Origin of the sequence: Laspinema olomoucense D3b (assembly GCF_025370785.1) — a bacterium.
GTDB lineage: Bacteria > Cyanobacteriota > Cyanobacteriia > Cyanobacteriales > Laspinemataceae > Laspinema > Laspinema olomoucense.
In genome coordinates this window covers 62,438-83,350 of the sequence record NZ_JAMXFA010000008.1, presented here as the reverse complement: position 1 = coordinate 83,350, position 20,913 = coordinate 62,438, and the positions used below count along the sequence as shown (strand labels likewise).

At 45.8% G+C, this 20,913-nt stretch carries 19 protein-coding genes and 1 CRISPR repeat array; of the genes, 13 read left to right on the top strand and 6 right to left on the bottom strand.

The genetic code is table 11. The features are described from left to right. Window positions 1-6: 6 nt before the first annotated feature. The 4 genes from NG792_RS07940 to NG792_RS07925 all read left to right on the top strand — a co-directional run bounded on the left by NG792_RS07940 (window position 7) and on the right by NG792_RS07925 (window position 2,132). A complete protein-coding gene (locus tag NG792_RS07940; RefSeq protein WP_261235072.1) occupies window positions 7-465 on the top strand; it encodes a hypothetical protein in 459 nt (152 codons plus the stop codon). A 158-nt stretch (window positions 466-623) separates the two neighbouring features. Beyond that, window positions 624-1,256 (top strand): pentapeptide repeat-containing protein, encoded by a 633-nt coding sequence (locus NG792_RS07935; RefSeq protein WP_261235071.1) that lies wholly within the window; start codon window positions 624-626, stop codon window positions 1,254-1,256. Between the two features lie 150 nt (window positions 1,257-1,406). Next, the gene (locus tag NG792_RS07930) at window positions 1,407-1,562 is read left to right on the top strand and encodes a hypothetical protein (protein WP_261235070.1); all 156 of its coding nucleotides are present in this window, start codon (window positions 1,407-1,409) and stop codon (window positions 1,560-1,562) included. Between the two features lie 120 nt (window positions 1,563-1,682). Then, window positions 1,683-2,132, top strand: coding sequence for a GNAT family N-acetyltransferase (locus NG792_RS07925; RefSeq protein ID WP_261235069.1), 450 nt, complete (start codon window positions 1,683-1,685; stop codon window positions 2,130-2,132). Between the two features lie 103 nt (window positions 2,133-2,235). Here NG792_RS07925 and NG792_RS07920 read toward each other — a convergent pair whose 3' ends face one another. Continuing rightward, entirely contained in the window at window positions 2,236-2,601 is a 366-nt protein-coding gene (locus tag NG792_RS07920; RefSeq protein WP_261235068.1) for a hypothetical protein, read from the bottom strand. 45 nt (window positions 2,602-2,646) lie between these two features. On the opposite strand from NG792_RS07920, the gene NG792_RS07915 reads away from it, so the two are divergent. Together NG792_RS07915 and NG792_RS07910 are read left to right on the top strand one after the other, a co-directional pair. After that, window positions 2,647-3,036 (top strand): hypothetical protein, encoded by a 390-nt coding sequence (locus NG792_RS07915; RefSeq protein ID WP_261235067.1) that lies wholly within the window; start codon window positions 2,647-2,649, stop codon window positions 3,034-3,036. A 469-nt stretch (window positions 3,037-3,505) separates the two neighbouring features. Continuing rightward, the gene (locus tag NG792_RS07910; protein ID WP_261235066.1) at window positions 3,506-3,979 is read left to right on the top strand and encodes a hypothetical protein; all 474 of its coding nucleotides are present in this window, start codon (window positions 3,506-3,508) and stop codon (window positions 3,977-3,979) included. 446 nt (window positions 3,980-4,425) lie between these two features. Here NG792_RS07910 and NG792_RS07905 read toward each other — a convergent pair whose 3' ends face one another. Further along, a complete protein-coding gene (locus NG792_RS07905; protein ID WP_261235065.1) occupies window positions 4,426-5,772 on the bottom strand; it encodes a serine/threonine-protein kinase in 1,347 nt (448 codons plus the stop codon). Window positions 5,773-6,076: 304 nt separating this feature from the next. On the opposite strand from NG792_RS07905, the gene NG792_RS07900 reads away from it, so the two are divergent. The 7 genes from NG792_RS07900 (at window position 6,077) to NG792_RS07870 (ending at window position 15,461) form a co-directional block, all read left to right on the top strand. Further along, entirely contained in the window at window positions 6,077-6,370 is a 294-nt protein-coding gene (locus tag NG792_RS07900; RefSeq protein WP_261235064.1) for a hypothetical protein, read from the top strand. Between the two features lie 412 nt (window positions 6,371-6,782). Continuing rightward, window positions 6,783-9,365: an AAA family ATPase gene (locus NG792_RS07895; RefSeq protein WP_261235063.1), complete on the top strand. Its 2,583-nt coding sequence runs from the start codon at window positions 6,783-6,785 to the stop codon at window positions 9,363-9,365. A 72-nt stretch (window positions 9,366-9,437) separates the two neighbouring features. Next, window positions 9,438-10,976 (top strand): hypothetical protein, encoded by a 1,539-nt coding sequence (locus tag NG792_RS07890; protein WP_261235062.1) that lies wholly within the window; start codon window positions 9,438-9,440, stop codon window positions 10,974-10,976. Continuing rightward, window positions 10,977-13,241, top strand: coding sequence for a Cas10/Cmr2 second palm domain-containing protein (locus tag NG792_RS07885; protein ID WP_261235061.1), 2,265 nt, complete (start codon window positions 10,977-10,979; stop codon window positions 13,239-13,241). Beyond that, window positions 13,238-14,245, top strand: a complete 1,008-nt coding sequence (locus NG792_RS07880) for a hypothetical protein (protein ID WP_261235060.1) — start codon at window positions 13,238-13,240, stop codon at window positions 14,243-14,245. Before NG792_RS07885 ends, NG792_RS07880 begins: the two co-directional genes overlap by 4 nt. Continuing rightward, window positions 14,235-15,017 (top strand): RAMP superfamily CRISPR-associated protein, encoded by a 783-nt coding sequence (locus NG792_RS07875; protein WP_261235059.1) that lies wholly within the window; start codon window positions 14,235-14,237, stop codon window positions 15,015-15,017. The genes NG792_RS07880 and NG792_RS07875 overlap by 11 nt, the downstream gene beginning before the upstream one ends. A 9-nt stretch (window positions 15,018-15,026) precedes the next feature. After that, window positions 15,027-15,461, top strand: a complete 435-nt coding sequence (locus tag NG792_RS07870) for a hypothetical protein (RefSeq protein WP_261235058.1) — start codon at window positions 15,027-15,029, stop codon at window positions 15,459-15,461. 313 nt (window positions 15,462-15,774) lie between these two features. Here the strand turns inward: NG792_RS07870 and NG792_RS07865 are convergent, their stop codons facing one another. The 4 genes from NG792_RS07865 to cas2 form a co-directional block, all read right to left on the bottom strand. Next, the gene (locus NG792_RS07865; protein WP_261235057.1) at window positions 15,775-16,110 is read right to left on the bottom strand and encodes a HepT-like ribonuclease domain-containing protein; all 336 of its coding nucleotides are present in this window, start codon (window positions 16,108-16,110) and stop codon (window positions 15,775-15,777) included. Continuing rightward, window positions 16,110-16,424: a nucleotidyltransferase family protein gene (locus NG792_RS07860; RefSeq protein ID WP_261235056.1), complete on the bottom strand. Its 315-nt coding sequence runs from the start codon at window positions 16,422-16,424 to the stop codon at window positions 16,110-16,112. Before NG792_RS07860 ends, NG792_RS07865 begins: the two co-directional genes overlap by 1 nt. A 71-nt stretch (window positions 16,425-16,495) precedes the next feature. Further along, a CRISPR array of direct repeats spans window positions 16,496-18,601; the repeat unit is 36 nt; unit sequence GTTTCAGCACCTTTTCCTTCTAATGAAGGTCGCTAC. 231 nt (window positions 18,602-18,832) lie between these two features. Continuing rightward, complete coding sequence (locus NG792_RS07855; RefSeq protein ID WP_261235055.1) at window positions 18,833-20,350, bottom strand: RAMP superfamily CRISPR-associated protein; 1,518 nt, start codon at window positions 20,348-20,350, stop codon at window positions 18,833-18,835. Between the two features lie 191 nt (window positions 20,351-20,541). Beyond that, window positions 20,542-20,820 carry a CRISPR-associated endonuclease Cas2 gene (cas2, locus tag NG792_RS07850; protein WP_261235054.1) on the bottom strand — a complete coding sequence of 93 codons (279 nt, stop codon included), beginning with the start codon at window positions 20,818-20,820 and terminating at the stop codon, window positions 20,542-20,544. Window positions 20,821-20,913: the final 93 nt, after the last annotated feature.

Below are 20,913 nucleotides of genomic sequence, written 5' to 3'. Positions count from 1 at the left end.
TACTTTATGAAACCTATAACTTTGATTCATTCAGGTGTAGCGATATTGATTGGTGCAACTATCGGAATCGTGAACATTCCCAGCATTGTGAACTCGGGAAAACTTGCTCAGGTTGCGGTGGCCGCCGAACCCTATCCCCAAGCGGATGAAAACGGAGATTACTACATTGTCAACGGTCAGGGTAGCGCATATATGCCCTATGAGTGGGAAGTGGTAGACCCTGACCCAAACGGGTTGAATTGTCGGGATATGGACCATTCGTCGCCTAGAATCAACGACATTTACAACTTTCCTATCCGGACCGCATTTCCAACAGGAGAGCGGATTCTCAGTTCAGGGATTAATCCAGATGACCGGGGATTGCCTTGGCTGCGGGTCGGCAGTTCATTCACTCGTCACCCCTGCTTTGTCCGGGCTAATAGCCGCTTTGTCCGACCGATTCGGCCTTTGCCTAAGCCTTTTTAGCCCGGTCTGAGGATGCGATCGCAAAGCGTCTCCTCAAGGAGAATCGCCCGCTCAGAAAAACCGCCAACCCGTTTAGGACCGACCGACTGAGGCAGTTGAATTAAGTCGCCATCTTGGGGGCGATCGAGTTTTTCCCTTAAACCAGTAGAGGTAATGCCATGACAGAATCAAACCAAACACCAGAAGAAGAAGCGAAAAATTTTCTGATTGAACAGATTAAAAGAGGCGAATTCAATCAAAGACATTTCAATCTAAAACAGTTGCATTCGAGATCGGATGCTCTCAAGAGAGCTGATCTAGAGGAGGCTAACTTGAATAGCGTGGAGCTGAGAGGGGCTGACCTATTTAGGGCTAACCTGATTAAGGCTAAACTGATAGATGCTAAATTAACAGGAACTAACCTCATTTTGGCTAAACTGACAGAGGCTGACCTGACAAAGGCTGACCTGACAGGTGCTAACCTAAGTGCTGCTAATTTGACTAAGGCTAATCTGACTAAGGCTAATCTGACAGCAGCTGACCTGACAGGGGCTATACTAAAAGGGGCTAATCTGACTAAGGCTGACGTAAGTGGGGTTATCCAGTATGATGATGAGGTTAAACCAGATGGGACTACTAAAACTAATACTATTAAGGCTAACCTTGCAGGAGCTGACCTTACAGGAGCTAACCTTACAAATGCTAACCTTAAAAATGCCATAGTTACCGACGCCAAATTTGGACAAAATGAAGGCATTGGTGAAGCTCAAAAAGCGGATCTCATCCAGAGAGGTGCAATCTTTGAAGATTAAACTAATGATTAATTCTCCGTCCTAACCCCCGTCTAACCCAGCACCTTCCCACGGTTAGAGCAATTCGCCTCCCCGATAACTGTCAGACCCGGTACTTATCGGAGCAATCGGATAGCGGACTGTCGATGCGCCTCCCGATAACTGTCAGAGTTGACACTTATCCCGCCAACCTGGACTAGATGCGATCGCCAACTGTTAGCCGTAGCAGTTATTGGGGCAAGCTGGTATTGGACGTGGGAGGCGATCGGCCAGATAGCCGGAACCGCAGAGTCACTGCCGCCCAGTGACAGCGGGTTTATGAGTTGAAGGAGTAGGGGAGAGTGTCAGGAAAGTGTGCTCGCATTCCAGAAATACTCTACAAATCTGAAATAATCACTCAACTCAAAAATTTAGCTGGTTAGCGTTAGACAATACTACTTAATAGTTATGGATGACCTTGCAATTAGAAAAGGTAAGTTGCCTGATATAGAAGGTGTGGTTTATTTGGATCGACAAATCTTTGGTGACGATTGCTATTCTCATTTGGTGATGAGGCAGTTTTATGAAGTCTGCAATGAGCTTTTCTATGTTGCCGTCATAGATAAAGAAATTGTCGGATACACAATAGGTTGCCCTCAGTTTAATACCAACCATGCTTGGCTACTGAGTTTATGCATTCATCCTGATTGGCAACGCAAAGGAATTGGAAAAAAATTAATTAAGCAGTTCTTAAGCCAGGTTTCCTCTTTTGGTTTAAAAAATATTTATCTGACAGCCAAACCAGAAGATAAAATTGTCATAAAAATATACGAAAATTTTGGCTTTGAAAAAACTTCATGCGAGGAAAATTATTTTGGCTTAGGACACTCACGTATTGTTATGAGAAAGCAGATGTAAAAGCCGAAGTTTATTACAGATTATCAATCTATTTCAGCAAACTGTATTTCCATCCTAAATCACTGCAAAGGTTTACAATTTTGACAGGCGATCGCCCCCAACTTCACTCCAACCCCGCCAGTTCCTCCGCAGCCTGCAACGATCGCTGATTCGGGCAACTCACCCACTCGCTCTCATCCACCACCACCGCCCCCACCCAAATCAGTAACCCGTTAAGCAGTTCCTCGCCCTCCATTGCCGGATTGACCCAGACCTCACCGACCCAGGTTTTATCTTGTTTCCCCAGGGAGGCAGTAAGCCCTACTATGTCAGATGCGATCGCCTTCCGATAACTGTCAGACTCGACACTTATCCCGCGAACCTGGACTAGATGCGATCGCTCTGCCGATGGGACCAACTGGCTAGTTTTGCAGTTGAGAGAGCCGAATCTCAACCGGGGCGATCGGTCAGTGCTTAGGCTTAAACTCAATCAATCTGGAAGTTGAGTAGTTTAAATAAATCTTCAGAATCTTTTATGACATCAGAGATGCGTAAGTATTGGCTATCGATAGTTTTGCCCTGTGTTTTAGGAATGTGGGTGGCTATCAGCCTTCATGCAATAATTTTTTTGAGGGAACTTATCAATTCTTATAATGGATTTTATTATATTTTAATTTTATTCTTTTCGTTAACAGGTCCTTTTATAGCCTTTATTACAACCCCCGGCCAATACGCATTTGTAGAGGCACTTTTTATTTCAATAGTTCTATTACCTGCTGTATGCGCTTATATCATAAAACCAGGATACTGGACGGCAATTATTAGCAGAGTTGGGATTTGTATTTGGATAGGAATCGGTTATGCTGTGTTAGCAATTCTGCTGTTAATAGGATTTGGAGAATGTATTTATAAAAGTTCATGCTAAGTTTCAATTTCATCCAGTAGCTATCATGCCGATCGCCTCCCGATAACTGCCGGATCCGACAGTTAGTCAGTGAACCTAGACTTTCAGGCGATCACCTCTCTCCAACTGTTAGCCGTGGCAGTTAGGAGGGCAAAATGATATCGGACCGGCGCGGCAATGCGACACCCAGGATAACTCTCGGTTCCGAGTTATTTGACGGATATGGCCCCGGATGTCAGATGCGATAAGCCTACGGCATAGCTGCGCTTACCGCCCTGCCGGTTGGACCAAGCGGCTAGTTTTGCAGGTGAGAGAGCCGAATCCCAACGGAGCGATCGGCGAGGGCTTAGGCTCACTCAATCTGGAAGTTTGGTAGTTTAAGGAAATCTCCAGAATCTTTTACGTCCTCTTTTGAATAGACTTAGAGTATCGCCTAATTTAGCGATTTCTCTGATAGGTTAAAATACTGGTCATTAATAATTTAAAAGATATGCGTAAGTATTGGCTATCTATAGTTTTGCCCTGTGTTTTAGGAATGTGGGTGGCTATTAGTTCTCATGCAATAGTTGTTCTAAAGGAGTTTCTGACTTTATTTCATTACTTTTTCATATTATTTGCATCATTAACAGGTCCTTTAGTAACCTTTGCTGTATTACCGATTCCAGAAGGATTTTTATTCGCATCTTTTCTTGCAATCATTTTACTCCCCATTACTGGCGCTTATATTATTAAGCCAGGATTTCGGACTGCTATTGTTAGTAGAGTAGGAATTTGTATTTGGATAACAACAGGTTATTTTTGGCTGGCACTAATGACTTACGGAGGATTTGGAGACTGTATTTATAAAGGTTCATGCTTAGTTCCTCTTCTATCGATTGCAAATCCAGCCCCCGAGGAATCGCACCCACTACAGTTGAGCGACAACCTATACTTACTCGAATTTGTCAGGGTGCCAAAGGCCTAAATAAATTTCATGGGCTACAGTAGTGCCGATCGCCTGCCGATAACTATCAGAGTTGACACTTATCCGGCGAACCCAAACTTTTAGGCGATCGCATCTCCCCCGCTTGTTCTCCACCAACTCGCCAGCCCCCGGGTGCCGTCGTTTCCCACCGGCACAATTCCGGCCAACTTCTCCCGCCGCCAATCCGTTGGGAGTAGAGACTATCCCCCCAAGTTACCTCCCCGGATGGATTCCCAGACCGGAGGACTCGGGTAGATTAGGAGCATAAGAAAAACAAAAACCCGTTAAGACAGACCGCGCAGGTCTTTTTAAAAATCCATATAACAGACAATCCCGCTAGACTATCTCTGGCGGGATTGTTGCGTTGCATTAGGGAGGAATTCTTAAAATTTTAGTGCCACCAATTAAATAACTGAATAACCTATAACTGTAGTGTTGGTTGCTAATTATTTCCCTGCTTCCTCTTCTACAATACTCAGTACGCCTTTTATGTAAAAATCTTTGAGGCGTTCGCTAAATTCTGTTGAATCCAATTCGCCATTTAAAGAAGCTCTTAAGAATTCAATTTCTTGGCCTTTAACTTCGGCTAACAAAACTACTTCATTTCCTGTAGCAATACCTTTAAATTTTGGAAAAAATCTCTCTTCAATAAACTGAATAGTGATGCCATATTGGTGAAAAAAAGTTAATTCAGACCAATTTATATTAACTTTTTTATTCTTCTTAAAACCACTCATACTAGAACCATCTTGAATAGTTCCAAATTCAGAGCCAAGCTCACCTGCTACACTGCGTCCTACTTTATGAATTTCTTGAACAATTTGGTTAGCAAGAGATTGGAAGGACTGGCGCATAGCATAATCAGGAGAGGTTGATAACTTTTCACGAATTTGAGCTATATCGCTGTCAGTGTCATTAGTGCTTTCACTCTGAACTGGCTGTAGCAACTGCATTAATGCTTCCTTTAATGGAGGAATAGATTGCCAACGAGAATCTATTCTTGGGTCAAATGCTTTATCAAAAATTTTATTTAGTTTAGCTATAGAGTCTGAAGAAAATCGAGACAAAGATTTTTTAGATTCAAGTCTTTGATGGGGCTTTTTTGCTTCGTGGTCAAATAAATTAGTAGGTTTTAATTTGGTTAAAGCAAAAAATAAAATGCCACAGCACTGTGTAATATCTGACCGGTGGTCTCGTTTAAGGTTACTTTTAGCCTGTTGCTCGGGGAGAGTAAAAAATCTATTTCCTACTTGTTCCCCAGATTGAGTTAAATCAGTATTCTCCAAATCTGAATTGTTAAAGGATAAACCAAAATCAATCAACACCGGGTCTTTAATATCGTTATCCCGAATAATGATATTATTCGGTTTAATATCTCGATGAACAATATCATTTTCATGACATTTTTCTAAAGTCTCTAAAAGAGTTTTTATAGAACCCACTATTTCTTCTAAACTTAAATTTTGATTTTTAAGGAATTTGTCAAGTGTTTTTCCTTCAATAAATTCAGTGACTAAGTAGAGAGGAATATTTGATTCATATTCCTCAACATTAGAATCAATAAATTTAGAAATTCCTGAATGATTGAGCGTTTTTAGAGCGGCTACCTCTCTGTACATCCGGGAACGACTCTTACGGTCACTTTGATACTTCAATTCTTTAAGAACATATAGTTTATTTGACTGCAAAGGACCCCTAGATTTAACAAGAGAAGTTTTTCCTTGTCCTCCTTGACTCAGGAATTTAATAATTTCCCAGTTTTCATCCCAGGCTTGGTTATTTTTTAGGTTCATACTCTTTTAAAATTCAACAAACTTTGGTATTAAGTGTTACACCAGAATTTAGGAAACTTTATTTTATCAAAATTAGCCTTTTTTTCTGAAAATAGGGGAAGGCTCTTCCCTTTGCTCATCGGTTGCCGCTTTTTCCCCCGCTCCTACTGTAGCAAATAGCGAGGACGCTCTTAAGCTCCGCGCTTGGCTTACCGCATCCATAGCCACAAATCTCCCAGTGCAACACCTGCCCATTACTCCCTCCATTACGCTCTCCCCTGTGCCCTGCATCCCACTGGCATTGAGTGTGAGAATTGCCAGGACTATGACCCGGGCCCAGACTTACAGGGTCATCAGTTTAGAGACTTCCTACAATTGGGTGAATCTGTTGAGATTGATGGCATCCTTGAGAATCCGTACACCGATCGCCCCGGGGAAAAACCCACCCCCCGGATGGGTGGCAGTTTGTCAGCGGGGGACTGCGGCGGGTGGAATCAACCAAACGCGGTATGAGCAGATGCGATCGCAAAGTATCTGCGACGGCGAATTGCTCTCAAACTGGTCCATTTCCCCCTGCCATTGGCATAAACGCCACACCCATAAGCTGTTGCTAGATTGAAATTAGACCATGACCGTGACAGCAACTAGAAACTGAAAGCGATTACAGGTTATCCGTGGCGATCGCCCAAGTGCAAAACTCCCGAGATTTCTGGGTCCTCCTGTACCTGTTCTGCTAAATCCGTTGGTGATAAGGGCTATAATCGTTGCCCTAAAAGGGTTTAAAGGTTATCGCACCCCCCCATCAAGAAACCTACGGGGAGAACCAACGGTAGACCCTCATAGCAGATTGTCCAGAAATAAAGCAAATCCTCCAATTTTTCATCCAAATCTTAAATGATTCTGAACATTGAGAAAAGAGGTGCAAGTATCGGATAGGATAAAGAGCGGATTTGCAGAGCTAATTTTAGTAAACTTTAACTCTCATTCCCAGGTTGATTGGATAAGCAACAACTGAAGGGGAGGTAGGGACGATGCAATTTAATGAGGCAACGATTGATACAAAAGCATCGTCAATTTATTTTGTGTATCCGTTCACCTTTGATATTGCAAGATTTGACTCGCTCAATCAGGCTATCCCCGAGGCCAAGTTGTCTCAGAAGCAGACTACCGTTTGGGAACCTCAGCCTTTTCCTACAGAAGATTTGTTGTTTCACGTTGCCAACTATCTCAAGCCGACAGAAAATCAAACCTCTACTGCTCAACGCTGGACACTCTCAGGTGCAGTGCGCGATGTGTTTGGATTTCAGGACCAGTGGGAGTTAGAGTTAACTTCTCCCCAGGGTTCCGTGCCGTTTGCTTTTGGTAAGGATGGAAAAGCTGGCGATGTGGTACAACTGGTGCTCTTTCGGGTTGGAGTAGGATTTTTAATTTTGCAGGTGCAACCCAAGGGCAATACTCTTGAGGATTGGCTAAACTTTTTGCATTATTTTCGGTTTTTGAAAGGGCAGCAAGGGTCGAAGGTGAAGGTGCAAAAGAGACAGTGGGATGCTCAAAACCGAGAGGCCTTTTGGGAAGATTATTTTCCAGAAATTGCTCAGTGTCCTCCCCAGAACAAACCTAAATTCGGCCAAATCGTCAAAGCATTACTACACACGGTGAGTTCAGAACCCTGGTGGAGTGAGATTTTTGTCCCGGGTCAAATGCTGCCGTTTGTATCTCTGTATGTGGATAATTTGCCTGAAGCAAAAACTCCTCACTTGCTCTACAAATTACAAAACTTTTTTCACGAGAAACAGGGGAACGACCCATCGCCGGAAGATTTGGACCCGCAGATTCAGCCTTGGTTGCCTTATGCGCGGGGACAGTGGTTTGTCTGTACCTTAGAAGGCAGCAGTTTCCTAGCGGTGAACGCCTCCACTGAGCAATTTTTTCGGGAAACCCTTCCCTATCACCTGCGCCAACAGTATTTTCTGTTGTTTTTGCTAGCATTGCATCAGCGGTTTGCTTTGATGTCGCTTTCGGGACAGGTGGCAGAAAGTTGGGTAAAGGATGAGGCGACTCGATTGCAGCAGTTTGAAAAGATTCGCGATCGCCTGTTGTTGTTTACCGCCCGGGGTTATTTTGCCCAGGTGATGCAACGAGAACATCATCATCGTTGTTATTGTAAGTGGCAAGAGGTGTTTCAGTTAGACCGACTTTATCGGGAAGTTCACGATGAAGTGCGGGAAATGCAGGAATATTCGACCTTGCAATATTTACGACGTTTGGAGGCAGCGGAAAAAGAACGCGATCGCTTCCGGCAAGAAGAACGGGAACAACAGGCACAAGCTGAGAAAAAACGTGAACAAGAACGGTTAGAAGAAAAAGAGCGGCAGGAAAAAGCTGAGAAAAAACTTGAACAAGAGCGGTTAGAAGAAAAAGAGCGGCAGGAAAAAGCTGAGAAAAAACGTGAACAAGAACGGTTAGAAGAAAAAGAACGCCTAGCAGAAGCCGAAAAAAAACGCGATCGCCTACAGTTGGAAGAACGGGAACGATTGGCAGCAGCGGAGAAAAAACGCGAACAAGAGATCCGGGAAGAAAAAGAGCGACAAGAGGAACGGGAACGGGAACGCGATCGCTTCTATATGTTGGCGTTGCGGGAAAAAGAGGAGGCGGATAAACAGCGCGAACGCCTATATTTGCAACAATTACGGGAAAAAGATGAGGCCCAGGCGAAGCGCGATCGCGAGTTGCAAGATTTAGCCTATATTGTGAGTGCCGGATTGGGGGGTGCAGCAATTTTGGCCTCTAGTGCCGGGTTACTGACTGCCGGTAGCGATCAAGGTCAAGTCACGGTGGTATGGATTTCTAAAGTATTGAATACCTGGCATCCCGTGGCGGTTGCCATATCTCTGAGTCTTTTGGGGGCTTTTTTATTTGCGGGCGCAGCTTGGGGATTTCGGGAGGGGCGACGTTGGATTCTCGATCACCGTGCTCAACGGAAGTTAGAAGCATTTCTGATGGTATTAAAACGAAAACCGGAGTGGTTTTCCTGGTGCGATCGCCAACAGTTGGGGGAACTGGTGGATTGTCACCCTAATGAACCCAGGGAATTATTCGAGGCGATCGCCGATTGGTGTGAACGCGAAGGGAAGTCTGGGATAGTTCGTGAACTGGCAATTTCAGAAAAGCGGATTAAGCCGGATTCTCGGGCTAAGAAACACTATAAAACCAGATTGCGAGCAGCGATTTCTCCACCCACTGCTGCCCAGAAAAAAATTGAAGGATTTTTGCAACTGTTGCAGAAACAGTCCGATTTATTCGACAGGGAAGCGCGTCATCATCTGGCGCAACAACAATGGGCACCCGAACCCGACAAACTGGCGGAACAGATTAGCAAGTGGTGTCAAGGGGAAAGGCGATCGGCAATCTATGCTCAACTCCTCGATGAGCAAAATAATTTGCCCTCCCTTCTGCTGATTTCTAGGTTGGAGCCGTATGCCAAACGCTTGCAGAAGGCGATCGGTGGATTACAGCCACGGAAGCCCCCTTCTCTGTTTTCAAGGGTGGTCGATGAGACTTGGCGAGATATCGAGCGAGGGTGGCAGCGCATAAAGCGATCGCCTCCTCCCTAGTAAAGGAGTAGAGGTTCCGACCCTTTGATGGCCCTTGACCCTACCGGGTTCTGTTAAAAACAGGAGTGTAATATGGTTTCATTGATTTTACAAGTATTAGGGAATAGTGACATCTATGTTGATAACAATTGGGGGATTCATACCCTGAGTCCTAGCTATACTTTAGAAGATATTTTAGATAAAGCAGAATGCAACAAAGACTTACTTTTAGAGATTAATCGCGTTGATTTCCCCATTATCAGAAGAATCTTAGAAAGCCCCCTCGTCACGGAAGCATCGGAAGACTCTAGCGGACCCTTGTGGTGTTTTGTACTAACAGACCAGCGTCAATGGCAATCCCAGCGGAACGATAGCGAAGGATGGAATGTCGTCGCTGCTGATGGGATTTGGTGGCAAGACATTTTGGGTAAATGGTGTGAAGATCATAACATTCCCTGCTATTTCCTGCCTCTGGAAATCGACGCTGCTGTTGCCAATGGTGCAGCAGACTGGGAAGGTATGGCGCAAAAGATAGAACAAGTTTTTACCAAACTGATTACCGTGGATGAAAAAAATCAGCTCTATTTTCATCCTCAAGAGGGAGAGCCTAGCCCCATTGATAAAATTACCGTCCAGCATAGCAGTGGTACCCCAGCCCTCAGTGGGGCATTATATTTATGGGGAATTGAGGGCAAGCTGGCGGGACTTCCCATTGATTTTGTTTATGTTTCTGAGCAAGAATTAGAATGTGAGCCCCATTCTGGAATCCATTGGCAATGGCATTTGAAAGTGCCACAAATCCGGGAATTATTAAAGATTCAGGATTTTAGTGGGGCTTTGCAAATCTTAAAAAGTCATCATCACGCTACAACTACAGCTTTAACTCCATCCGCTGCTGCTATTCCATTAAAAAATTATGCAAAGTTAGTCGATGATTTAGAACAATTGGACCGGGCGGTTTCTTTAAATTTAACCGGACGAACTGGTTTGACGGGACGAGAGGGAATTATCGAACGGGTGGCGATCGCCCTCTGGAGTGAGCAAGCCTTTCGTGAGCGCAGTCAGTGGATGCACTGGTATTTGCGTGTTGCTGGAGCGTTTGAATTAGTGATTTTTCTGTTGGTGGAAAAGCAGGGAAAGGGCAAGTATGAATGGAGAGGGATTAAATTTATGGACCCTTCTCAAAGACTGGAGATTAACCGCGCCCCAATTTCTCAAATTATGCAGTGTTTAAACGGAACAAAATCAGAACTTGAATTGTTTGGTAATAGTTATCCTTTTCCATTAGATTCTATGGCGTTACAACCAAATTGGAGTCAGTTTGAACAGTTCTATGTTCGGACCAATGCTCAACAAGACGGATGGACCTTAACTGCAGTCCCCCAAGGAAATTGTCTAGGATTTACTCAAATCCGGAATAAGCTTTACCATAGTTTATTAGGAGATATTATTGATAAGGAATTAAACCAACGAACCCTAGATTTGGGAAAATTTGACCGCCCCGAACATCCCGCGCAAGTTGCCGTTAATTGGCTTAACTATATTATCAGCCTTGCTGGATTAACTGAGGAGGTACAAAACCGCGCCGATACCTATCGTCAACTGGTTGGAGAAATTGAGGAAAATTTATAGATGAATATCGAAGATTGGCTGATTCGACAACGGGAACTTTATCAAAATTTGCCTGATGCTTCCCCGGAAATTTCTATACATCCGGTGAGTGGAGAATGGCAACCCTCCACCGTGATGCGATCGCAATTTTGGTGGGGAGGCGGTGCATCTCGCGAAGCTTGTGAGCAAGTTGCAGCAGCAGCTAGTCCTAACTTAACTCACCTCGGCGTCCTCTCCTTTGGACCCGTTCAAGACTTTCTCGGGGGTGGCGAACGATTGCGCGATTGGGCGGTTGCGTCTTGGTTATGCCATTATCTCACCGGTGTGGCAATTTATCGGTGGGAAGAACGTGAGGGTCGAGTCTTGCTACCCTTGCATCAGTCTTGTCCGTTGCTGAATTGGTTGCGCGGTGAACCCTTTGAAGGCGATCGCTTTTGGCAGGCAGAACTCCCGAATGTGATTACTGGGTTACATCCCGGAGATGCCACCTGGTTGGAGAACTTTCAAACCATTATCACCGAAGAATGGAGCCGATTTTTATATGAATTAGAAGAAGAAGTTTCCCAGAATTATAGTCCGCGTTTACTCAATGGTCCCGGATGGCAAGTAATTCATCGAGATAATCGCTATTTGTGGTCCGTTTATGCCGAAAGTACACCCCGCGTCCCAGAGACGGTAAATGATGATATTAAAGAATTGCATCAACGCATCGAATCGCGTAAAATAGGACGCAATTGGCAGGGGACTTGGTGGGGTGGTCGGACGAGCCCTAGCGCTGGATATTTGTCCATCTGGCATCCGGGTCTGAAACCCGTGCATCAAGGGGGAACTTGGGGATTGCCCGATACTCAAATAGCGGAATGGTGGGCCCGGGCCTCTACTGAAAGTCGTCACCGCCTCTCAGGATTGATAGATAGTGACGATCGCCTCAATAGTATCGAATTCGTGCGCCGGTTAGCGTCCATTCCAGATATTATCCAACCCACTTTAGAACGATTATGGAACAAAACTCCCCCCGCTTGCCCTTGGGGTAAATTCCCCGATCGCGCGACGGTTGCTGCCGCTTGGGTGGTTGATACCATCGATGCTGACTTGTGGAATGCAAATGTGGCATTTTGGCATGAATATTATCTCAATCGTGACCCCAGTTATGAATGGGGAATGCCCAAAGTTGATCGCCCAAACTCACCCAATTTTGCCGAACCCCGAATCCTAGAACGACGGTATCTGAAAGATTTTCTCTCTCCTGAAGACCCCACAAACCTCACCCAGAAGAAGGAACAAGAATCCCAACTCCAGGAGTGGGAACAGCAGGTTAAAGGGTGGGAAAGTGCGATTGAATGGACCGTGGGATGGCGTGGCGATGGGGACAATATGGGCAAATGGCTCTCTGGGGACCAGTATAAAACCTTAAAGTTGCCTTGGTCCCGGTGGCATCCCACTCCAGAGGCGATCGCCCAGTTGGGTATCGACCCGCCGACAATCCCCGCCAATGCGACTCGGCAACTGGATTTGCCCCATATTCTGGACTTGTCTTTGTTATTTGGATGCTGGAATCAACTGCTGTATCCCTTAACCGAACAACATCACAACGGCAAAGTGATTTTTGCCGGGGGGGATGATTTTCTGTTGTTGGGACCCCTGACTGAAGCGGTGTCCCTGACGACGGATTTATATCGTCTCTGGCGGGGGGAAGTTTCTCCCCTGACTCAACCCTTAAATTCGGCGGTAGATGGGTGGGTAAAACGAACAGGAACAGAGGAGATTTATCCGGTGCCGGGACAGCGGATGAATTTTAGCTTGGGGGTGGTAATTGCCCAACGGCGGATTCCTCAGTCCTTATGGCATCGCGGGTTAAATGATGCCTATAAACAAGCGAAAAATCAAGGGCGCGATCGCGTCTGTGTGAAAGTGATTTTCAATAGTGGTCAATCCTTAGACTGGGTTTGTCCTTGGCGGTTGTGGGAATTATTGATTCAAGTTCCCCTCCAGCATCAGGGAAAAACCGACTTAAATCGCTGGGAAAAGCTGTTGTCATACATGGAAAGCACTCGATTACAGCAATCTTCTCTTCGCACCGTCCAGGATTTAATCCAAACCCTCTGGGCGAGTGTCGGCATTGAGTTGACTTGGGAAATGATTCGCCATATCGCAGGAAATGATTATCGAGAAGAACTGGAAAATTGGTCTTGGTGGATTGGGTGGATTAGCATCATGGGATTTCTGGCGCGACAACAACGGGAACGGGAAAAATGGGTCGAACGAGTTGGGGGGACTAACCGATGAGTGAATTAGCGGAATCTTGGTATTCTATTTCCCCAGCAGGAACCGTGGCGATCGGCAACTTGACCCCAGTCGGACAAAATAGCGGTCAAGTAGACTGCCGGTGGCCCCCTAATGGTCATCAATTGGCCGCCTGTTTGAACTTGCCCACGGATTGCACCCTTTGGGGGCCCTTTTGGTTTGCGGGCGGAAAGGTTTATGTCACCTTGCCTTTGCCCGTCTATCGGTTAGAGTCACCCCAGCAGATGCCATCGGAGATATTTCGGATGGTTTGGTCCGGCGATCGCTGGCAAAGGCAACCCCAACATGAAAATGCCTCCATTGAAATCATCGGGGGTCGTTATCTGATTCTCGGAGAGAGTCTCAAGCAACTCTGGAAAGTAGGAAAGTTAAGCAATCCAGCACAGAACCCCTCCTTGTGCGAGTTGCCTTGGCAAAAACTCACCCTCAGTCACAACAGTCGCCAAGACTTCCAAGTAAAAGAGGAAGGCGGGTTTTTTGCGGAAAAGACCACCTTAATGGACCCGGGTTGGTCGATTTTGGTGAAAATTATCGGTAACTATGACCTACAGGAACGACTCCCGGAAGCGCCTTGGAGTTTTCTGGGGGCCGGGGGCACCCCGGTTAGCATCAAACCCCAGAAAATTAACGCCCCTTGGTTAGACGGAAAATCCGAGAGTTTCCAAGGAACTGGGGCGGTGTTATTGACCGGGGCCCTATGGGTGCAGTCGGGGGATTGTCTCTCGATTCCTTACCCGGACAATGTTGCGATTAAAGGGTATGCCGCCGAAGTCGGGATTCCTTGGCAGTCTTGGAAAAAGGTCAAAAACCGTCCCACTGCCTCCCTGACCCCTGGGGAATGGATGACTCCCGCCGGTGCCGTTTACCTGTGGGAGGGACAAGCGCCGTTAGAAACATCCGCGCCCTTGCCGGATCAGTATAAGCGCCACTGCATCGGTTACGGACATTTATGGTTATTTGAGGAGAAGCAAAACAATGGCAACTGAATGGTTGATTTGTCGTGAACCCGTGCATATTGGTGGCGCGGATAGCAGTTCTCGCGGGAACAACAATCCGATTTTTCGATTGAGCGATCGCACTCCCGCTATCCCCGGCAGTTCCCTACGCGGTGCCTTACGCGAACACGCCGAACATAGTCCCGAGTATCAACAGTATGTGAGCAATTGGTTTGGCGGTCAAGATGAAAATATGTCCCCGGGTTATATTGCCCTCGGGTGGGGGTGGCCCGTTTGGTGGCCGGTTCATGTTTTGGGATATGGCAGTTGGTGGGTCAGTTGTCCCGCCTGGTTGAATCGCTATCAGCAATTATTAGGAGCAAATCCTTTACTGTTGCAAGATAAAACCATTTATGCAACCGATGCGGCGTTGAACAACAAAACCGTTTTTCTGCGTTGGTTGAAGTTAACCCAAATCAATCACTATCAACAGCCTTTACCCGCCCCATTAGAAATTCCCGAAAACCGCCGTCTGATTGTTCCCAACGATAGCATCAATTTAATCGTGGATATGGGATTAGTCCGGCAACCGCGAGTCAGTTTGAAGGATGAACCGGATGACGATGGCAGTTTGGTCAAAAATCTGTTTTCCGTGGAAGGTTTACCCCCTGGGGCAGTGTTTATGACCAGTTGGACCATTCGCGACTCTAACAAAGTGGAAGAGTTAGGGAAATGGGCGGAATTTTTACACTCAGAGCATTTCCTCGGGGGATTGTGGAGTGTGGGATATGGGCGAATTCTGATTAGTCAGACTGGAGAATAGGAGGATAAAATGCCTGTACAGCCTTATGAATTAGACCGGGAAGTTTTTAATTTACTCAATCCCGGAGTTGAGCAATTGAAGGATTGGCAAGGTGCTGCCAGTGGCATTGCCGACTATGTTGCCAGTTGGGGAGTTGAGCGGTTTTGGGCGATGTCGCGATCGCAGCGTTTACTCGGGGGACAGTTGCCCAATGCTGCGGTGGGTTCTGAACAGGAACGTCGTTATTTTGCCTGGAGTGTCGCCCGAGTCGCCCTCTGCAAAATTGCCGGGACTGAATTGGCGATTAATCCAGAGATGAATACAGACCAATTTCAGACCAGATTCCGTCAGCTAAATTTCAATCAGCAGGTGTTGTTGACTGATTTATTAATGGAAATTTCTGAAACCATTCAGTTTTGGACCATGCGGTTGAAGGATGCTAAGGAGAGCAATACGGTCCCATAATCGTCACCCCCTGACTCATCCCACAACAAACGCTGGGGGTTAAAAACCCCAGCTAATCGCTAAAGTCGGTTAAAACCGACTAAAAAAATATTGTAATTGATGTATTTTAAACCCACAAAAATACACCGATGGGGGTTAAAACCTTGGCGGTATAATAGAATCAAGTCAGTTAAAACCGACTAAAAAAATTATTGTAATTGATGTATTTTAAACCCCCAAAAACACACCTCGTATCATGGCTCTGCCATGATATGCTCTCCTGCGGCTCTGCCGCCTCTTAAAAGCCTCAAATCAACAGGATAAAAACTCCCGGCTATTCAGTTTCGGTTTGGTCCAGCAAAGTTTCGAGTTTGGGAATCAGAGATGGAAGTTCGTTCGTAATGATGTTCCAAATGATATCGAGGGTGACTTCAAAGTAAGCATGAGTCAATCGATCGCACGTTCCGGTCATTTGTCCCCAAGGGATATCTGGAGATCGCACTTTGGTCGAGTCGGAAACATTTTTAGCGGCTTCTCCCAAAATTTCCACTAACCGAACCACAGCCAGAGACAGCATTTCGTCGCGATCGAGATCTGCTCTGGTTCGCTGATGGGTGAAAGCAATTGTTTTTTGGGCAGCATCCATCATTATGTTGTAGTCGTACTGCATCACGGTTCACCATAAATCACCTCAGCTTCAGAAACCACGCGATCGCGAAAATAGCGACTGAGGTCTTGGGGAGTATTCCAATCCACAGTCCGTCCGAGTAAATTGCTGAGACGGTCTTGGATGTCAATGAAACCAAAACCCGGCGTTTTTCCCGGTTGGAATTCAACCAGAATATCGATATCGCTATCCGGACGAAAGTCATCCCGCAGAATCGAACCGAAAAGGGCGAGTCTGCGGATATGGTAATCCTGACAAATCTGAGCGATCGGCTTTTGGGGAATTTTAATTTTAGACGGCCTGGAGGTGATAGTCATATTGTTTTGTCTGGAAAATAAGGTCGCTACAAGTCTTATGTTAATCAGCAAGATTGGGGCAAATCTGTCCTGTTTCAGCACCTTTTTTTTCTAATGAAGGTCGCTACAAGGATTTTGGCGAGTTCTACATGAACAAGCTTGATCGGTTTCAGCACCTTTTCCTTCTAATGAAGGTCGCTACTAAGGCAGATGCTCAATTAGAGTGCCAGCAACTTTGCGAGTTGTTTCAGCACCTTTTCCTTCTAATGAAGGTCGCTACTCATCCCAATTAGTTATTTCTATCGCCCCGATTTCGAGGTTACAAAGTTTCAGCACCTTTTCCTTCTAATGAAAGTCGCTATGTTAGCTGAGAAAAACATGGCTATTGTCCCTTTAAATGTTTCAGCACTTTTTCCTTCTAATGAAGGTCGCTACGGGGGTTACTACATCGTGGTAACTTACGCCCCCCAAGAGATGTTTCAGCACCTTTTCCTTCTAATGAAGGTCGCTACCAAAGAGTGCGGTATATTCAACTAGCTATACTCCTGGCATTGTTTCAGCACCTTTTCCTTCTAATGAAGGTCGCTCCTTTAGGAGGTATTTATGGCACTAATGCAACAAGGCGGCCAGGTTACTAAGTTTCAGCACCTTTTCCTTCTAATGAAGGTCGCTCCTCAGTGGGTTGACGGGTGTGTTCAGGTTCAAATATTCGGGTTTCAGCACCTTTTCCTTCTAATGAAGGTCGCTACGATTTTGCCCGTGAACTTTCCCAGACAGTAGCGTTGTCCCCTATGTTTCAGCACCTTTTCCTTCTAATGAAGGTCGCTACTTTAAAGGAAGGCGCAAGGTTGCACAAAATGCCGTATTGTTTCAGCACCTTTTCCTTCTAATGAAGGTCGCTACTCTAGCCTATAGCGAAGAGTTGGGATTAGACCCATTGTTTCAGCACCTTTTCCTTCTAATGAAGGTCGCTACAGTTGGGGTTAGACCCATTCCTCTGTGCTTCTATAGCACTTCTGGTTTCAGCACCTTTTCCTTCTAATGAAGGTCGCTACACGAAATCAATATCTTCTCCGTAGAAGATACCAAGTTTCAGCACCTTTTCCTTCTAATGAAGGTCGCTACCAGCCGGAGGGGTAAAGCTGTTTGGGGGCATCAAGTTTCAGCACCTTTTCCTTCTAATGAAGGTCGCTACGGTAAAGTTTATTTTAAACTGCGGTTACTTTACCCCGGTGAGTTTCAGCACCTTTTCCTTCTAATGAAGGTCGCTACGGGATATTCGTAACCCTAGAAGAAGTTAAGAAAGATAGATAGTTTCAGCACCTTTTCCTTCTAATGAAGGTCGCTACTTACATCTTCAAGCAAGAGAAGGTTAGACAGATTGAATGCAACAGTTTCAGCACCTTTTCCTTCTAATGAAGGTCGCTACTTATTAAACTTAGGTAAAACAAACTTTTTGAGCCGTTTCAGCACCTTTTCCTTCTAATGAAGGTCGCTACGAGTACTGTGGATGCTGCTGTGAATGTCATATTTCTTCTAGTTTCAGCACCTTTTCCTTCTAATGAAGGTCGCTACTTCAAGTTTGGGTAGATAGTTTACCTCCACTCCTAAAAAGTTTCAGCACCTTTTCCTTCTAATGAAGGTCGCTACTAAACGGGAAACATTCCGTATGGTCAAGATGTTGACCGCTATCGATGAAGAGTATTATGGAGTTTCAGCACCTTTTCCTTCTAATGAAGGTCGCTACATGGTAGCTGGTCTATCAAACATCTGAGCTCTTGTTTCAGCACCTTTTCCTTCTAATGAAGGTCGCTACATATAGCTCCCCCATGGATTGGATGGAAACAGCTATTCTTGTTTCAGCACCTTTTCCTTCTAATGAAGGTCGCTACTATGTGGAGATTATCTCTGAAGGAGGAGGTTTCAAGTTATTAGGTTTCAGCACCTTTTCCTTCTAATGAAGGTCGCTACAATTAAATAGTAAGAGCTTACAAATAATCTTTAAAGCGTTTCAGCACCTTTTCCTTCTAATGAAGGTCGCTACAAGGGGTTTTAATTTCGTTTGAGGGTTCAAAGGTTCTGGCTAGTTTCAGCACCTTTTCCTTCTAATGAAGGTCGCTACCTACTACCCTTAGGGAAATCTTAGGGCTACTCTTCCACCTGTTTCAGCACCTTTTCCTTCTAATGAAGGTCGCTACCCCTGCCTTCCAACGCCTTGCCTGGTGGGGGTTCCAGGGGGGGTTTGCGAGGCTCGGGAAAATTGTTGCTACAGTGGACGATAAGCGGGAGAAATTGGAGTCGTGAAACCCTTGCTGGATAAGGCGGCGAGGCTCCGAACGCATTTAGGTCGTTTCGGCGATTTTGGATGAGCTTCGCAAGAGTCGGCATAGCAGGGCCCTCCGGGGAATGAGTTGAGGGGACAGATGCAGTTAAGTCGGCCAGATTTGGGTAAATCCCTTGTCCGGTAGGGCCTCTTCTACTTGCGGGTCGAACACCGTAATCCAGGAATATTCTGCATACTCGCGCACCGCATAACCCGAGGGGCGCGTGCTAGAACTGCCGCACCAGGAGGGTTTACCCGAATTGCCCGTGCTACAGACACCATGTACAATCTCCTCCCATGCCTCCCGTCCTCCCTGCCATATACTGACAATCCCACTGGAGACCGTTTTGGGTTGGGCAAAAGTTCTCAGTTGATACTCCTGGGCGAGGTGACGAATCTTTTCTCGCGCCGTCTGGATTAAGGTGCCGATCGCTTCTGGGGAGGAAGGCGTCAGGCTAAATTCATTCCCGCGATACCCATTAAACCGGCTCAAAACATGGGGGGGACGACGCCATCCCGGTCCTAACCCGCCGATGCGACTGGCAATATTTAATAAATTGTCGATTAAATCCTCAAATTCTGGAGTACAATCCGCTCGAATGATCCAAGTGCTATGGGCATCTTGGGCGGGAATATTTGTATAACCTTTTCCCGCATTGCCCGATCGCTGTTTCTGGGTCAAATAACTGGTTAAGGTCAATCGCGCTGGAGAACTAAACCCCCCAAATAGCTTAGAGGTGAGGGTCTCGGTGTCATTTGGAGACAGTAAGGACAAGGCAATTCGGGTAAAATAACCTCGTAAAGTGGCGCGCAGCACTTGCGGCGTCCAGCGATAGATGCCATGTTGGACCGTTTTCCCCTCTTTAACCACTTGCTGTTGTGCCGTCGGTTTGGTCCCGGTGAGAGTAATTTCCCACCGACTGGTGAAAGGATACGATCGCCCAATCCGTCCAAACCCAGAAGCCTTGCCCCGTCCCACCCCCTGCTCTTTTAACATCTCTTCTAAGCGCTGAGTCAGCCATTGTTTCTCCGTCTGACTCGGTGGAGTCGAGAGTAACACTTGCACCGCAAATGTGGACGGATTCGTAGGCGGAGTAGTGGGAGAAACCTGCCACTGAATCCCCAGTTTATTGCTGGGTTGATTATAAATCTGCCAGCATTGTTGAGAATAGAGGGGAAACGGTTCTAACTCTTTTTTGAGAAACACACTTTCAAACCGGATTTTTCGAGGTGCCCATCCACCTTTATCTCCCTCAACTAAAGTTTCCCAAAATCTTTGTTCCTCAGCAGGTAACTCACTCCACCGACTGACTAACCACTGCAGCAACGCCCCGCGAATACTGGAACCCGGTATCCAAGGCACTCCCCCCACCTGCGCCGGTAAAATCCCACCTTCGGGGAAACTGCCTCCCCCCACTTGCAAGGGGCTAAGGATTTGCAATTTTGACAAAGAAACGCTATATTCCTTAGCTTCCGGTGGATAAAAAGTACCGTTCCAGGCTTGTCTAATTTCCTTATTTTCTGGCTTATCGACGATATCAGAAGTTTGCGGAGTCCAACCTCGGTCCTCGGTTTCTATAACCTCGTACCAATTGGGTAATGCTTCGGGTAATGGAGTCATCATTCAAATTCAGTATTCTAAACGTTCCCTTGATTTTACTCAAATTTTTGCCAATTTATTCAATAACTTATGCAAATTTTTGTTGATTTTTATTGCAGTCATAGATAAAACTATTGATATTAATTGATTGACCTAGCATTCGGTAAAAATCATCACAAATTGAGAGAATCAGTCCGTTTCAACCGCCTCAGTCCTTAAACAATAAACGTTAAAGCATCCACCGTAAACTCCGGTTGTCTCCCTAAAATTACAATGCGATCGCGATTGGCGGGAGACAGGGGATAAAACCGCAATTGGTCTTGTCGTTTGTTGAGGAGCTTGAGTAAGCGGGCTTGTAGTTGATGATATTCAGTTTCATTTAAAACCGCCTCAAATACCGACTGTTGTACCCGCATTCCGTAGGTTTCCAACACCTTGGCGACTCGGTTGCGGCGATTGTCTTCTGTAATGTCGTAACAAATCAAATAAAACATCGCTCACCTTAGAGGTTGATGTTAGATTTCAGTTAATTTGTAGGGTGGTCTCCTCTATAAAATTAGAGGTTAGGGGACGCAATATGAACATCC